At 59.7% G+C, this 15289-nt stretch carries 13 protein-coding genes and 1 pseudogene; 10 read left to right on the top strand and 4 right to left on the bottom strand.

Going from position 1 to position 15289, the window contains the following annotated elements:
* Window positions 1–84: 84 nt before the first annotated feature.
* Complete coding sequence (gene metG, locus J3P95_RS06710; RefSeq protein WP_434578180.1) at window positions 85–2130, bottom strand: methionine--tRNA ligase; 2046 nt, start codon at window positions 2128–2130, stop codon at window positions 85–87.
* Between the two features lie 315 nt (window positions 2131–2445).
* On the opposite strand from metG, the gene apbC reads away from it, so the two are divergent.
* Window positions 2446–3540, top strand: coding sequence for an iron-sulfur cluster carrier protein ApbC (gene apbC / locus J3P95_RS06715; protein ID WP_434561688.1), 1095 nt, complete (start codon window positions 2446–2448; stop codon window positions 3538–3540).
* A gap of 49 nt (window positions 3541–3589) precedes the next feature.
* On the opposite strand, the pseudogene J3P95_RS06720 reads toward apbC, so the two are convergent.
* A pseudogene (locus J3P95_RS06720) lies at window positions 3590–3828 on the bottom strand (SDR family oxidoreductase); the annotation flags it as partial.
* A 78-nt stretch (window positions 3829–3906) separates the two neighbouring features.
* Between J3P95_RS06720 and J3P95_RS06725 the strand changes: the two are divergent.
* The 4 genes from J3P95_RS06725 (at window position 3907) to groL (ending at window position 7425) form a co-directional block, all read left to right on the top strand.
* On the top strand, window positions 3907–4638 hold the full coding sequence (locus J3P95_RS06725) for a HugZ family protein (protein ID WP_434561690.1): 732 nt from the start codon (window positions 3907–3909) through the stop codon (window positions 4636–4638).
* A 66-nt stretch (window positions 4639–4704) separates the two neighbouring features.
* Complete coding sequence (locus J3P95_RS06730; RefSeq protein WP_434561692.1) at window positions 4705–5181, top strand: FxsA family protein; 477 nt, start codon at window positions 4705–4707, stop codon at window positions 5179–5181.
* A 257-nt stretch (window positions 5182–5438) separates the two neighbouring features.
* Window positions 5439–5732, top strand: coding sequence for a co-chaperone GroES (locus tag J3P95_RS06735; protein WP_024619193.1), 294 nt, complete (start codon window positions 5439–5441; stop codon window positions 5730–5732).
* A gap of 49 nt (window positions 5733–5781) precedes the next feature.
* Window positions 5782–7425, top strand: a complete 1644-nt coding sequence (gene groL / locus J3P95_RS06740) for a chaperonin GroEL (protein ID WP_186635754.1) — start codon at window positions 5782–5784, stop codon at window positions 7423–7425.
* A gap of 86 nt (window positions 7426–7511) precedes the next feature.
* Here the strand turns inward: groL and J3P95_RS06745 are convergent, their stop codons facing one another.
* Window positions 7512–8255, bottom strand: a complete 744-nt coding sequence (locus J3P95_RS06745) for a phosphatase PAP2 family protein (RefSeq protein ID WP_434578176.1) — start codon at window positions 8253–8255, stop codon at window positions 7512–7514.
* Between the two features lie 231 nt (window positions 8256–8486).
* On the opposite strand from J3P95_RS06745, the gene colR reads away from it, so the two are divergent.
* From colR to J3P95_RS06770, 5 genes are all read left to right on the top strand, one after another.
* On the top strand, window positions 8487–9170 hold the full coding sequence (gene colR, locus J3P95_RS06750; RefSeq protein ID WP_434561696.1) for a two-component system response regulator ColR: 684 nt from the start codon (window positions 8487–8489) through the stop codon (window positions 9168–9170).
* Complete coding sequence (locus J3P95_RS06755; protein WP_434578174.1) at window positions 9160–10437, top strand: sensor histidine kinase; 1278 nt, start codon at window positions 9160–9162, stop codon at window positions 10435–10437. Before colR ends, J3P95_RS06755 begins: the two co-directional genes overlap by 11 nt.
* A 111-nt stretch (window positions 10438–10548) precedes the next feature.
* Window positions 10549–11217, top strand: coding sequence for a class I SAM-dependent methyltransferase (locus tag J3P95_RS06760; protein ID WP_434578172.1), 669 nt, complete (start codon window positions 10549–10551; stop codon window positions 11215–11217).
* A gap of 5 nt (window positions 11218–11222) precedes the next feature.
* Window positions 11223–11930: a lipopolysaccharide kinase InaA family protein gene (locus tag J3P95_RS06765; protein WP_434578170.1), complete on the top strand. Its 708-nt coding sequence runs from the start codon at window positions 11223–11225 to the stop codon at window positions 11928–11930.
* 2 nt (window positions 11931–11932) lie between these two features.
* The gene (locus tag J3P95_RS06770) at window positions 11933–12160 is read left to right on the top strand and encodes a hypothetical protein (RefSeq protein ID WP_434561700.1); all 228 of its coding nucleotides are present in this window, start codon (window positions 11933–11935) and stop codon (window positions 12158–12160) included.
* Between the two features lie 94 nt (window positions 12161–12254).
* Here J3P95_RS06770 and J3P95_RS06775 read toward each other — a convergent pair whose 3' ends face one another.
* Complete coding sequence (locus J3P95_RS06775) at window positions 12255–15281, bottom strand: multidrug efflux RND transporter permease subunit (RefSeq protein WP_434561702.1); 3027 nt, start codon at window positions 15279–15281, stop codon at window positions 12255–12257.
* Between the last annotated feature and the right edge of the window lie 8 nt (window positions 15282–15289).

A 15289-nucleotide genomic window follows, 5' to 3' on the forward strand; every position in this document is an offset into this window, starting at 1 on the left:
CGGCACGCCGTGAGAGTGAGCCAGATATGAAAATCCCACAGTCGCTCGACAGCCACCGTGGGATCGGTGCAGCGCGCCGTCGTGTTATTTGATTCGTTGGCCTGGCTTGGCACCGCTGTCGGGGCTCAGCAGGTAGATTTCCTCGCCGCCGGGGCCGGCCGCCATCACCATGCCTTCCGAAATACCGAAGCGCATTTTGCGCGGCTTGAGGTTGGCGATCATCATCGTCAGCCGGCCTTCGAGCTTGGCAGGGTCCGGGTACGCGCTCTTGATGCCGGAGAACACGTTGCGTTGCTCATCGCCGATATCCAGGGTCAGGCGCAGCAGCTTGTCGGCGCCTTCGACGGCCTCAGCCTTGACGATCAGCGCCACGCGCAGGTCGATGGCGGCGAACGCATCGAAATCGATTTCCGGCGACAACGGATCCTTGGCCAGTTCGCCATTGCCGGCAGGGCCGCCGGTGTCGGTCTGGCTGGCGGCCAGGTCTTCCTTGGAGGCGTCGATCATGGCTTGTACCTTGGTCGGGTCGATGCGGGTCATCAGCGGCTTGAACTCGTTCAACTGATGGTTGCTCAGCAGGGTCTGGTGATCGTTCCAGGTCAGTGGCGCAACGTTCAGGAACGCTTCGGCATCGGCGGCCAGCAACGGCAGCACCGGCTTGAGGAAGATCACCAACTGGCGGAACAGGTTGATGCCCAGGGCGCAGATCGCCTGCACTTCGTCCTGCTTGCCTTCCTGCTTGGCCAGTGACCACGGTGCCTTGTCGGCGATCCAGGCATTGGCACGGTCGGCCAGCCCCATGATTTCGCGCATGGCACGGGCGAAGTCGCGGCCCTCGTAGGCTTCGGCGATGCTTGGCGCGGCGGCCAGGAAGGCCTCGGTCAGCTCCGGCGCGGCATTGCCCGCCACCAGCACACCGGCGTTGCCTTTGTGGATGAACCCGGCGCAACGGCTGGCAATGTTGACGACCTTGCCCACCAGGTCGGAGTTGACCTTCTGCACGAAGTCTTCGAGATTCAGGTCCAGGTCATCGACGCCACGGCCCAGCTTGGCCGCGTAGTAATAGCGCAGGTATTCCGGCGACAGGTGGTCCAGGTAAGTCCGCGCCTTGATGAAGGTGCCGCGGGACTTGGACATTTTCTGGCCATTGACGGTCAGGTAGCCATGGACGTTGATGCCGGTCGGCTTGCGGAAACCGGCGCCTTCAAGCATGGCGGGCCAGAACAGCGCGTGGAAGTTGACGATGTCCTTGCCGATGAAGTGATACACCTCGGCCGTGGAGTCCTTTGCCCAGAACTCATCGAAGTCCAGCTCCGGGGTGCGGTCGCAAAGGTTCTTGAAACTCGCCATGTAGCCGATGGGCGCATCCAGCCATACGTAGAAATATTTGCCAGGCTCGCCGGGAATCTCGAAGCCGAAATACGGCGCATCGCGGGAAATGTCCCACTCTTGCAGGCCAGAGTCGAGCCACTCGGCGAGCTTGTTGGCCACGGCGTCCTGCAACGTGCCGCTGCGGGTCCAGGTCTGCAGCATCTGCTGGAAATCCGGCAGCTTGAAGAAAAAATGCTGGGAGTCCCTGAGCACCGGGGTCGCTCCAGAAATCGCCGATTTCGGGTCTTTCAGGTCGGTCGGTGCGTAAGTGGCGCCGCATTTTTCACAATTGTCGCCGTACTGGTCTTCGGTGCCGCATTTCGGGCAGGTGCCCTTGATGAAGCGGTCGGCCAGGAACATTTTCTTTTCCGGGTCGAAGTACTGCGTGACCGAACGGGTCGAAATGTGCCCGGCATCACGCAGCTTCAAATAGATCTGGCTCGACAGCTCACGGTTTTCTTCGGCGTGAGTGGAGTGGAAGTTGTCGAAGTCCACCAGGAACTCGGCAAAGTCGGCGCTGTGCTCAGCCTGGACGTTGGCGATCAGTTGCTCCGGGGTGATGCCTTCTTTTTCCGCGCGCAACATGATGGCCGAACCGTGGGCGTCGTCGGCGCAGACGTAGATGCATTGATTGCCGCGATGTTTCTGGAAGCGCGTCCACATATCGGTCTGGATGTATTCCAGCATATGGCCGAGGTGAATCGAACCATTGGCATAGGGCAGGGCGCTGGTGACGAGGATCTTGCGTGGCTCGGACATGGGGCTCGGCTACTTGATGAAACGGAGGTCGGCCACTATAAAGCGCTGGCGGCTTTTTTTCACCCTTCGGGGCTGTTTCAGAGTGCTGCGCGGTTGTGGCGAGGGAGCTTGCTCCCGCTGGGTGGCGAAGCCGCCCCAAAGCTGTCAGCCAGGCATGCAGGCGAACTGCGTCAGCCCCATTGCGACTGCTGCGCAGTCGAGCGGGAGCAAGCTCCCTCGCCACAAGAGCGTTTGTCGTCCTTAATCGGGTCGCCACGACAGCATGCGCGGCGTAGGATAGCGGCCTGTTTTCAAGTCTTGCTATCGGAGTTGCCCATGAGCGCCGTCAATCGCGCAGCGGTGGAAGCCGTTCTTCGCCAATACACCGACCCCTACCTGAACCAGGACCCGGTGAGCGCCGGATGTGTGCGCGCCATCGATATCCAGGGGGATCGTGTCAGCGTCCAGCTGGAAATTGGCTATGCCGCCGACCTGTTCAAGAGCGGTTGGGCGCAAATGCTGCAGATGGCGATCGAGGGCCTGGACGGCGTGGCAGCCGCAAAGGTCCAGGTCAACAGCGTGATTGCCGCCCACAAGGCCCAGGCGCAGGTGCCTGGGCTGGCCAACGTCAAGAATGTGATCGCCGTGGCGTCGGGCAAGGGCGGCGTCGGCAAGTCCACCACCGCCGCCAACCTGGCCCTGGCCTTGGCCCGTGAAGGGGCCAAGGTCGGTATTCTCGACGCCGACATCTACGGCCCGAGCCAGGGCATCATGTTCGGCGTCGCCGAGGGCACCCGACCGCAGATCAAGGACCAGAAGTGGTTCGTGCCGATCCAGTCCCATGGCGTGGAAGTCATGTCCATGGCGTTCCTGACCGACGACAACACGCCGATGGTCTGGCGCGGGCCGATGGTTTCGGGCGCCTTGCTGCAGTTGGTCACGCAAACCGCGTGGGGCGACCTGGACTACCTGGTGATCGACATGCCGCCGGGCACCGGTGACATCCAGCTGACCCTGGCACAGAAAGTCCCGGTGGCCGGCGCGGTGATCGTCACCACGCCTCAAGACCTGGCCTTGCTGGACGCCCGCAAGGGCGTGGAGATGTTCCGCAAGGTGAACATCCCGGTGCTGGGCGTGGTGGAAAACATGGCCGTGCACATCTGCTCCAATTGCGGACACGCCGAGCATCTGTTCGGTGAAGGCGGCGGTGAAAAACTGGCAACTCAGTACGGCGTTGAGCTACTGGCCTCGCTGCCGCTGTCGATGCTGATCCGCGAACAGGCCGACGGCGGCAAGCCAACCGTCATCGCCGAGCCGGACAGCCAGATCGCCATGGTCTATCAAGAGTTGGCCCGCCACGTGGGCGCGCGGATCGTGTTGCAGGAAGCGGCGACGCCGGCGATGCCGAACATTACCGTCAGCGACGATTGATGAGCTGATCAGAGAGGGACACGAGCAAGCGCGTCCCTCTGCGGTGATGTCAGATCCGCAATCCGCCGTCCATTTCCAGGATGCGCCCGGTGTAGTAATCGTTCTCGAAGATGTAGGCGGCCGAATGGGCGATCTCCTCGGGTTTGCCCATGCGCTTGAGCGGAATTGCGGACGTCATCTTTTTAGGGCTTCGGGCTTCATGCCCAGGGTCATCTCGGTTTCGATAAAGCCCGGTGCGATACCCGCCACGCGGATGCCGTATCGTGCCAGTTCCTTGGCCCACACGAGAGCTGCCCGAAGGCGTACTGGAACAATATCTCAGTCACCCGACGGTTTTTAGACGGATTTCATAAAAGGAGTCATAAATTGAGCGTTGAGCCCGCTAAGCATGCACGAGAATTACTGCTCAAGGAATACCGTGGGATGCTCTCCACCCATTCCAAAGCCATGCCTGGTTTCCCGTTCGGTTCCGTGGTGCCGTACTGCCTGGATGATCAGGGCCGGCCGTTGATTCTCATTAGCCGCATCGCGCAGCACACCCACAACCTCCAGAAGGACGCCAGGTGCTCGATGCTGGTCGGCGAGCGGGGCGCTGAAGATGTGCAAGCGGTAGGGCGCCTGACTTACCTGGCCGAGGCGCAGAAGCTCGAGGACAGTGCCGCCATCGAGTTTGCCGCCGAACGTTATTACCGCTATTTCCCTGATTCGCAGAACTATCACAAGGCCCACGATTTTGATTTCTGGGTGCTCACCCCGGTGCGCCACCGTTACATCGGTGGCTTTGGCGCGATTCACTGGATCGATCAGATCACCTTGGCCAACCCCTTTGCGGGCAAGGCCGAAGCCAGCATGATCGAACATATGAACGCCGATCACGCCAAGGCCATCGCCCACTACGTGGACTTGGCCAGCCTGCCGAAAACCGAACCGGCGCAACTGGTGGGTATCGACAGTGAAGGCATGCACCTGCGTATCGGCGAAGGCTTGCATTGGTTGGCGTTTCCCGCACCTTGCAACACGCCGACACAAGTGCGCGAAGCGTTGGTTTACCTGGCTCACGCTGAGCAATGGCCGAAAAATCTGGAGGTCGGCGCTTGAATTCACGAAAGGGCGACGTCATTTAGGTTTTCATAGCAAGGTATTCTTGCGTTGAGGAACCATTTGATGCGCCCTTTTTTGTTGCTCTTTCTGCTGTTCCCGGTGTTGGAGCTGTTCGTATTCGTCAAGGTCAGCGGTGCGATCGGGTTTTTCCCGGCGCTGCTGCTGGTCATTCTCGGCTCGATGCTCGGCGTGTTCGTGCTGCGTATCGCCGGCCTTGCCACGGCGCTGCGCGCCCGTGAAAGCCTGAGTCGGGGCGAGCTGCCTGCGCAGACCATGCTCGAGGGCCTGATGCTCGCCCTGGGTGGCGGTCTGTTGATCCTGCCTGGCTTCATCAGCGATGTGCTGGGCCTGGTCATGTTGTTGCCAATCACCCGGCGGTTGGTGGCCAATAAAATGCGCCGGCGCGCCGAAGAACAGGCGATGCACCAGCGGGCCTTCGCCGACGACCTGCAGCCACGTGGCGGGCCGGCTCCGCGAGAACCCCTGGGCCGCGAGCCCAACGTGATCGAAGGCGAATTCGAACACCGCGATCCCAAGTAGCTTTCCAGTGACACGGCAGCCAGCCACACGGCACCTTCGGGTGCCGTGTTCGTTTGCCCGCTTGAAGAAAAAAATTCATACCCGGCCCTTGTAATCGGCTTGTACGCCCTTATGTATGGGTCACCGCAAGGTTTCCGGTGGCAACGCCGGACAGACTTCCGCGGTTCGCTTGGCGAACCGCACCCGGCACCGCCGGATTCGTTAAACCCGCCGGGACTACACCGGCCGATGAAAACCACAATTAGGAGAGATCGACAATGAAGCTTCGTCCTCTGCATGACCGCGTCGTCGTCCGTCGCAGCGAAGAAGAAAAGAAAACCGCTGGCGGTATCGTCCTGCCAGGTTCGGCTGCTGAAAAGCCAAACCAGGGTGAAGTCCTCGCTGTTGGCCCAGGCAAAGCCCTGGAAAACGGTGAAGTACGTGCGCTGTCCGTGAAAGTGGGTGACAAGGTTGTGTTCGGCCCTTACTCCGGCAGCAACACAGTGAAAGTCGACGGTGAAGACCTGCTGGTTATCGGCGAAAGCGAAATCCTCGCTGTTGTCGAAGGCTGATTCCCCGCTCATTTTCCCGCTACTACAAAGTATTTAAGGAATATCGATCATGGCTGCTAAAGAAGTTAAATTCGGCGATTCCGCCCGCAAGAAAATGCTCGCCGGTGTCAACGTCCTGGCTGACGCAGTAAAAGCGACCCTGGGCCCGAAAGGCCGTAACGTGATCATCGAGAAGAGCTTCGGCGCTCCGACCATCACCAAGGACGGCGTTTCCGTAGCCAAAGAAATCGAGCTGAAAGATCGCTTCGAAAACATGGGCGCGCAGCTGGTTAAAGACGTTGCCTCCCGTGCCAACGATGACGCAGGCGACGGTACCACCACCGCGACCGTACTGGCTCAGTCGATCGTCAACGAAGGCCTGAAAGCCGTCGCTGCCGGCATGAACCCGATGGACCTCAAGCGCGGTATCGACAAGGCAACCATCGCCATTGTCAAAGAGCTCAAGGCCCTGTCCAAGCCATGCGCTGACACCAAGGCAATCGCTCAGGTCGGCACCATCTCTGCCAACTCCGACAGCTCCATCGGCGACATCATTGCCGAAGCCATGGAAAAAGTCGGTAAAGAAGGCGTGATCACCGTTGAAGAAGGCTCGGGCCTGGAAAACGAACTGTCGGTTGTAGAAGGCATGCAGTTCGACCGTGGCTACCTGTCCCCGTACTTCGTCAACAAGCCGGACACCATGACCGCCGAGCTCGACGGTCCGCTGATCCTGCTGGTCGACAAAAAGATCTCCAACATCCGTGAGCTGCTGCCAGTGCTGGAAGCTGTTGCCAAGGCCGGCCGCCCGCTGTTGATCGTGAGCGAAGACGTTGAAGGCGAAGCCCTGGCGACGCTGGTTGTGAACAACATGCGCGGTATCGTCAAGGTCGTTGCCGTCAAGGCACCAGGCTTCGGCGATCGCCGCAAGGCCATGCTGCAGGACATCGCTGTCCTGACCGGCGGTACCGTTATCTCCGAAGAGATCGGCCTGAGCCTGGAAAGCGCTACCCTGGAACACCTGGGTAATGCCAAGCGCGTGACCGTGACCAAGGAAAACACCACCGTCATCGACGGCGCTGGCGTTGAGACTGACATCCAGGCTCGCGTAACCCAGATCCGTGCACAAGTTGCCGAGACTTCGTCCGACTACGACCGTGAAAAACTGCAAGAGCGCCTGGCCAAGCTGTCCGGCGGTGTTGCTGTCATCAAGGTTGGCGCCGGTTCCGAAGTTGAAATGAAAGAGAAGAAAGCCCGCGTTGAAGACGCCCTGCACGCGACCCGCGCAGCCGTTGAAGAAGGCGTGGTGCCTGGCGGCGGCGTGGCACTGGTTCGTGCCCTGCAAGCCATCAGCGAGCTCAAAGGCGACAACGATGACCAGAACGTGGGCATCCAGTTGCTGCGTCGCGCTGTTGAAGCGCCTCTGCGCCAGATCGTTGCCAACTCCGGCGACGAGCCAAGCGTAGTGGTCGACAAGGTCAAGCAGGGTTCGGGTAACTACGGTTACAACGCTGCCACCGGCGAATACGGCGACATGATCGAAATGGGTATCCTGGATCCAGCCAAAGTGACTCGTTCGGCCCTGCAAGCGGCTTCGTCGATTGCCAGCCTGATGATCACCACCGAGGCGATGATCGCTGAAATCAAGGACGACGCTCCAGCTGGCGGCGGCATGCCAGACATGGGCGGCATGGGTGGTATGGGCGGCATGATGTAAGCCAGCCTTACCCCTGTAGCGAAAAACCCCGCCTGCGAAAGCAGGCGGGGTTTTTTAATACGTTGGATTCACCCTGCGACGCGAATTCAGGCGCTGACGGGCTGAATGCCAACCGCACGCTCATCCTTGGAGGCCGGCCGGTAAAGAATCCAGCAATAACAACCCAGGCAAATCAGCCAACAGAACACTGCCGTCCACACGTTGTGGGAGAAAAAGTGCGCCCCTTGCATCATCCGGCCCACCGAAAACACCGTACCCAGCCCAAATGCGAAGATAAGCGCCTGGCGAGCCAGGCGTGGGCGGCGGTCACGCAATACGAAAAACAGCGCGAAGAGCGTAAAACCAGTGGCGGCGTGCCCGCCCGGCCAGCAGCGGCCAGGTTTTTCCGTCGCCGGACGCGGGCTCAGCAATTCACTGTAGGTTTCCTTGCCGCCAAATTCCTTCAGGCTCCAGGGGCATTGCACGGCCGTCACGGCTTTGAGCGGCGTGACAAAGGCAGTTGCCAGCGCGAGGGACAGGACCAGGCAACCCAGCTCCCGCTTGAAAGGCGCGAGTCGAGCGATAAAAAACGAAGCGACGAAGCCGAGGACCGAAAGTACCGAAAAGACGATGACCAGTTGTTTGGCCCGGTCGTGCAGGATGTCTTCTAGAAAAAAACTATGCCGGCCAATGAATCCACCATCAGCGGAGCTGTAGAAAAGCCTGGCCAATGTCATATCCAGCGTGGTCAATTCCAGCAGCACCAGGATGAGCGCGACTGCGACAGGAACACCCAGGGCGATCCGTAAGTTCAGCGGTCTGGAGGCGGGGCGCAGGGCGATGGAAACCATGGCGATACCTATGTGGGAAGTCTTCGTGGGCAGCAGGTGATGCGGAGTCTGTTCCCCGCGGCGTTGGCGAGGCGTGAATCCGTGGTGAAAAACTCGTCAATCCAGCTGGCTCTCTTCTGGGATTGCTCCCCGCTGGCCTGACACAAGCGGATACAACCCTAGCGGTGCGGCACGCTTGGCCTTAAGCTGCGCGGGCCACGACGATTGCCTACGTGCGCAGAGGAGATGCCCATGCGAATTCTATTGGTCGAAGACAACCGTGACATCCTGGCCAACCTGGCCGACTACCTGGGACTCAAGGGTTATACCGTCGATTGCGCCCAGGACGGGTTGTCGGGGTTGCACCTGGCCGCGACCGAACACTATGACTTGATCGTGCTCGATATCATGCTTCCGGGCATCGACGGCTACACCTTGTGCAAGCGCTTGCGCGAAGACGCCCGGCGCGATACGCCGGTGATCATGCTCACTGCGCGAGACCAATTGGACGACCGTCTGCAAGGCTTCAAATCCGGGGCTGACGATTATCTGGTCAAGCCCTTTGCCTTGTCCGAGCTGGCAGCACGGATCGAAGCTGTCATGCGCCGCGCCCAGGGCGGCGGCCGGCGCGCCCTGCAGGTCGCAGACTTGAGCTACGACCTCGATACATTGGAAGTGACCCGTGAAGGGCGGCTGCTCAAGCTCAACCCCGTTGGCCTGAAGCTGCTGGCGGTATTGATGCAGAAAAGCCCTCACGTGCTACGCCGCGAAATCCTCGAAGAAGCCTTGTGGGGAGACGATTGTCCGGACAGTGACAGCCTGCGCAGCCATGTCCACCAATTGCGCCAGGTGATCGACAAGCCGTTCGAGAAGCCGCTGCTGCACACGGTGCACGGCGTGGGTTACCGCTTGGCCGAGGGCCGAGATGGAGTTTAAGCAAAGCCTTGCCCAACGGATCATCATCGCTTTCGCACTGATGAGCGCATTGGTGGCGGGGGCTTTTGCCCTCGGTATCGTGGCAACGGTTCACCTGGTGGAAGAAAAACTGATTTCCGCCGGTCTCGGTGGAGACCTGCAACGCCTGCTGCTGATGGACAGTGTTTCCGACTGGAGTCATCGCCCTGAACCCGACCAATTGTTCTACTTCACTGGCGGCCCAGGTGATTTCGAGTTGCCCAAGGATTTGCGCCATCTCGACCGTGGCTTCCATGAAGTGTTTCGCGACCAACTGTCCTATCACGCGATGGTAGAGATCGTTGACGGCCGACACTACGTGTTATTGCAAGATCAGAGCGATTTCGAAGAGCGCGAACGCGTGCTCTTCGCCGTGGTGCTGGTGGGTTTCGTGCTCAGTCTGGCGTTGGCGGTATTCCTGGGCTGGGTGCTGGCACGCCGAGTGATGGCGCCGGTGGTTCGCCTGGCCCGGCAAGTGCGACATCGCGACCAGCTCCTGGGACTTGCTCCGCCGCTGGCCCCGGACTATGCCGCCGACGAAGTGGGCGAGCTGGCCGTGGCCTTCGACGCGACATTGGGACGGCTGCGCCAAGCCCTGACCCGTGAGCGGCTGTTCACCAGCGATGTCAGCCACGAGCTGCGCACCCCGTTGATGGTCTTGGCCACGTCCTGCGAACTGCTGTTGGAAAATCCGGCACTGGATCAACGGGGACGCACTCAGGTCGAGCGCATCAACCGTGCCAGTGAAGAAATGCGCGAGCTGGTGCAGACCTTCCTGATGCTCGCCCGGGCCCAGCGTGAAGACAACGGCATGTCGCCTCGAGCGACATTGGGACAGGTGGCAGAAAACCTTCTCGGGGTCTGGCGCACGCCGATCGAATCCAAGGGCCTCACATTGGTCTTCGAGCCAGGGCACACCACCGATACGCCGTATAACGCCACATTCCTGACTGCCGTCATGGGGAATTTGCTGCGTAACGCCTTGCACTACACCGACCAGGGTTTTATCCGCGTCTCGCTGACCGCCACGGGGTTCGTGGTCGAAGACAGCGGCGTGGGGATTCCCGAGGAAAAGCGTGAGGCGATGTTCGAGCCGTTCGTGCGCGGTAATGAAAAGCGCGGCGAGGGGCTGGGGCTCGGGCTGTCGTTGGTGCAGCGGATTTGCGAGGATCAGGGTTGGACGGTCAGCCTCAGCACGATGGAGCCTAACGGTTGCCGTTTCGAAGTGGCTTTGAATCCGAAAGAATGACGGCTCACTGAAAAAAATTGAAATGATTCGTTCGGTTACATGACGGTTTTTTCACAAGGCGATGACATGCCGGTTCATAGGGTGAGCTGATCAATAAGGGAGAGCCACCCCATGTCCAAAGCCGTCAAGCTGGATTTTTCCGAAAAGTACGATGAACAGCACGCCGAAGAGTATTTTCACAAACATCGCAGCGGCCTGAGCCGCCGTCTCTCCAACCTGCGGGACCAACAACTGGCCCGCCGCGCCCTGGCCCTGGCCGGTGATCCAGGCTTGGTCTTGGATCTGCCGTGCGGCGCAGGGCGTTTCTGGTCATTGCTGGCGGAAAAACCGAACCGGGTAGTCATCGGTGCGGACAATTCCGAAGCCATGTTAAAGACCGCAATGAGCGTTCAACCCACCGACGCCGTAAAACGGGTACAACCCTTGCACACTTCTGCCTTCGACATCGCCTTGCCTGATAACGCCGTCGACAGCATTTTTTGCATGCGCTTGCTGCACCACATCGGGGAACCCGCGCACCGCCTGGCGATCCTGCGGGAATTCGAGCGTGTCAGCCGTGACAGCGTGATCGTTTCGTTGTGGGTCGATGGCAATTTCAAGGCTTGGAAACGCAAGCGCCTGGAGCGCACGCGTGGGCAGAAAGACTACCAAAACCGATTTGTGTTACCGGTTGCTACAGTAGAGGACGAATTCCGACAGGCTGGGTTTCGCATTCTGGAACAACTTGATTTCCTACCGCTCTATGCCATGTGGCGAGTTTATGTATTACGCAAGGGGTAGCAGGCATGGCTGTACCGGCAGTAGAAGCCTCAGTGGCTTCTCGTAGTTGCTTTGATCATTTTTGGAATCAGCGCGGGGAGTGGGTCGAAGAACCCAATACGCGCCGTGGCGGTGAAAGTGGTGTCCAGCGGCTTAGCAGCGGTGGAGCACTGCTTTATGCAAAGCGCCAGACTGGCCACATCTACCGCAGCCTGCTGCACCCGTTTGGTCGCCCGACTGTGCTGCGCGAAGAACGAGCGCTTTTGGCCTTGACCGAGCTCAACGTCACGGTCCCCCAGATTGTCTTTTGCGGTGCGCAGCGGGACCCGGTACATAAATGGCGTGCGCTGCTGGTTACCCAAGCGCTGGATGGCTTCGAGGAAATCGAGCATTGGTACGCGGGGGGCGGTCGCGAACGTCATGGCGAGGCAGTTCATGAGCGTATCCTCAAGGAATTGGCTGAAAGCCTCGCTCGTATGCACAAAGGTCGTTGGCAGCATGGCTGTCTCTACATCAAGCACGTATTTGTGCGTGTGACCGGAGAAGGCGAATCGGCCAAGGCCGAAGTGGCATTGCTGGATCTGGAAAAATGCCGGCAACGCCTGACCGCTCGAAGTGCGGCGTCTCACGACATGAAGCAGCTACAGCGCCATTCGTCGTTCCAAGGCGCCGACTGGGAAAAACTGGTCTACTTTTACGAGACGGCGTTTGGCAGCGCTATCAAAGGTTTATAACGATGAAACTAGAAATTGCTAGAGGTTTATTTTTAGTCGGAGCCCTGGCAGTTACCTCAATGGCGGTGGCGGTGTGGGAACAGCCGCGTTCGCAGATCCTCAGTGCCTCCACGGTTGGCGCGCATTGCCCTGTGCCTCGCGTGGCCAAGACCAGCGAGGCGATCCGACCGGATGACGACTTGTTGCTGTTCATGTTCAGCCTGTCTCAAGGCATGCGGCCGCAGAGTTAAGTGTCATGGTTAAAAATAAAAGGCCTCGCATTTGCGAGGCCTTTTATTTTCCTGCGGATTCCATGCACCACAGGCGTCCCGTGATGCTCGTATCTCAGGCTTTGTCCGGTTTTGCCAACAAGGTATAGACGCAGGGCAATACGAACAAGGTGAACAAGGTTCCGACCGTCATGCCCGTGGCGATGACCATGCCGATGTCGAAGCGGCTTACCGCCCCGGCTCCTGTGGCCAGGATCAACGGCACCATGCCGAACACCATAGCGGCTGTGGTCATCAATACGGGCCGCAGGCGAATCGAGGCCGCTTGCTCCACTGCATCCCGCGGGCTCAGGCCTTGTTCCTTGCGCAGCTGGTTGGCGAACTCGACGATGAGAATGCCGTGCTTGCTGATCAATCCGATCAGCGTCACCAGCCCCACCTGAGTGTAGATATTCATGCTCGACCACCCGAGGAACAGCGGGATCAGCGCTCCGCAAATGGACAGCGGCACCGTTACCAAGATCACCAGCGGGTCCCGGAAACTTTCGAACTGCGCAGCCAGCACCAGGAAGATAATGGCCAGCGCCAGGGCAAAGGTTGCCCACAGCGCGCTGCCCTCCTGTACGAATTGGCGTGAAGCACCGGCGTAATCGAAGGAGAATCCCACCGGTGCTTCCTCGAGCGCAATCTGGCGCACGGTCTCGATGGCCTCGCCCATGCTCACCGTGGGGAAGCCAGAGATCGTGACGGCGTTTAGCTGCTGGAACTGGTTCAGTTGCCGCGGTCGGGCCCGGTCGCTCACCTTGATCAGCGTCGACAACGGTAGCAATTCACCCTGGGCATTCTTCACGTAGTAGTTGTTCAACCACTGCGGATTGTCCCGGAACGGTCGTTCGACCTGGGCGATGACCTTGTAGCTGCGCCCTTCGAGCGTAAAGCGGTTGATCTCGGATTCACCCAGCAATGTCGCCAGGGTTCCGCCCAGGTCCTGCATCGAGACGCCCATCTGGGCAGCCTTTTCACGATCGATGTCCACCACTACTTCAGGCTTGTCGAAAGCCAGGTCGATGTCCATGAAAGCAAATTTGCCGGATTCCACCGCGCGTTTTTTCACCCGGTCGGCAACCTCCAGGAGCGTCGCATAGTCTTTCGGCGAATTGATGACGAACGCGAACGGCAGGCCTTCGCCGGTTCCGGGCAGTGAAGGCAGGTTGAAACCGAAGATCTGCAGGCCAGGTACGCTTTCCAGCTTGGCCTGGACTTCAGGCAGGATTTCCATTTGGGTGCGGCTGCGTTCGTTCCAGGGTTTGAGCAGGAAACCGCCGATGCCCGATTGCACGCCGTTGTAGCCGTTGATCTGGAACGAGGAGTAGTACTCCGGAAACTCCTTGAAGATGGTAATGAAGTGATCGGTGTAGCTGTTCAGGTAGTCGAGGTTCGTGGGCTGCGGGGCGTTCGCCATCATGAAAATGATGCCCTGGTCCTCGTCGGGCGCCAGTTCCGACCTGGTGAACATGATCAACACCGGTATCAGCAGCAGGACGATCACCGCAAACACCAGGACCACCGGACGGGTATTGAGCGTGCCGTGAAGCATGCGCTGGTAACGGGTCTTCGAGCGTTCGAAGATCACGTCCAGTCGATGGGCCAATCCCGACGGGTTTTCGTCATGGCGCAGCAGCATCGCGCACATCATCGGCGACAGGGTCAGGGCGACGATTCCGGATATCACCACCGCTCCGGCCAGGGTCAGTGCGAACTCCTTGAACAGCGCCCCCGTCAGGCCTTCTAGCAGGCCAATCGGCGCATACACCGCCGCCAGCGTGATGGTCATCGAGACCACCGGCATGGCTATTTCGCGCGCGCCATCTATCGCGGCGTCGAACGGGGTCTTGCCTTTTTCGATGTGCCGGTGAATGTTCTCCACCACCACAATGGCGTCGTCCACCACCAGGCCGATCGCCAACACCATGGCGAGCAACGTCAGCAGGTTCATGGAATAACCCATGAGCTGCATGAAGAACATCACGCCGATCATCGACAGTGGAATGGTCACCACCGGGATGAGTACCGAACGCAGCGCGCCGAGGAACAGGAATACCACGACGATGACGATCAGCACTGCCTCGAACAGGGTCTTTACCACCTCGTCGATGGACGCCTGGATGAACAGCGTCGCATCGTAGGCGATCTCGGCCTTGAGGTTGGAGGGCAACTGCGCCTCCAGTTCAGGCATGATCTTGCGCACTTCCTTGATGACATCGAGGGGGTTGGCGCCCGGTGTTGCCTTGATGCCGATGTACACCGAAGGCGTGCCACCGAAGGAGCTGACGGTATCGTAGTTTTCGGCACCCATTTCCACCCGTGCCACGTCCCGCAGCAACACGCGGCTGTCGCCTTCGGTCTTGAGCGCAATCGCGGCGAATGCTTCTGCGGACTTGAGCTCGGTGTTGGCGTTAATGCTGGTGACCACGTACTCGCCTTTTACTTCACCGGCTGCGGAGAGGAAGTTGTGCTGGCGCACGGCATTGGTCACGTCGGCGGCGGTCAGGCCGAAACCGGCGAGCTTGACCGGGTCCAGCCACAAACGCATGGCAAAGACCTGGTTGCCGAGGATCTCGGCCTCAGCCATGCCAGGCAGTGTCGCCAGTTTGGGTTGGATCACCCGCGACAGATAGTCGGTGATCTGGGGATTGCTCAATTCCTTGCTGAAGAAACTGATGTACATCAATGCCGAGGCGTCGGCGGCCTCGCGGCTGAGCACTGGGTCTTCCGATTCCTGGGGCAGCTCGTTCTTGACCTCGCTGGCCTTGGCCAGCAGTTCGGTGTAGAGCCGGTCGCTGTTGGAACCGATACGGGCATAGACCGAGATGACCGAAAAGTTCTGGCGGCTGACCGAGGTCATGTAGTCGATGCCCTCGGCACTGGCCAGGCTCTGTTGCATCGGTTGGGTAATGTAGCCCTGGATGGTTTCAGCGTTGGCCCCCGGGTAAGCGGTGGTCACCGTGATCAAGGCGTTTTCCATCTGCGGATACTGACGCAGGGGCAGCTTGCTCCAGGCCTGGAAGCCCAGCAGCACGATCAGCAGGCTGACCACGGTGGCAAGCACCGGACGGCGGATGAACGGATCGGTAAAAGCCATGGGGGTTC

Source organism: Pseudomonas sp. Z5-35 (assembly GCF_051131945.1).
Classification (GTDB): domain Bacteria; phylum Pseudomonadota; class Gammaproteobacteria; order Pseudomonadales; family Pseudomonadaceae; genus Aquipseudomonas; species Aquipseudomonas marvdashtae.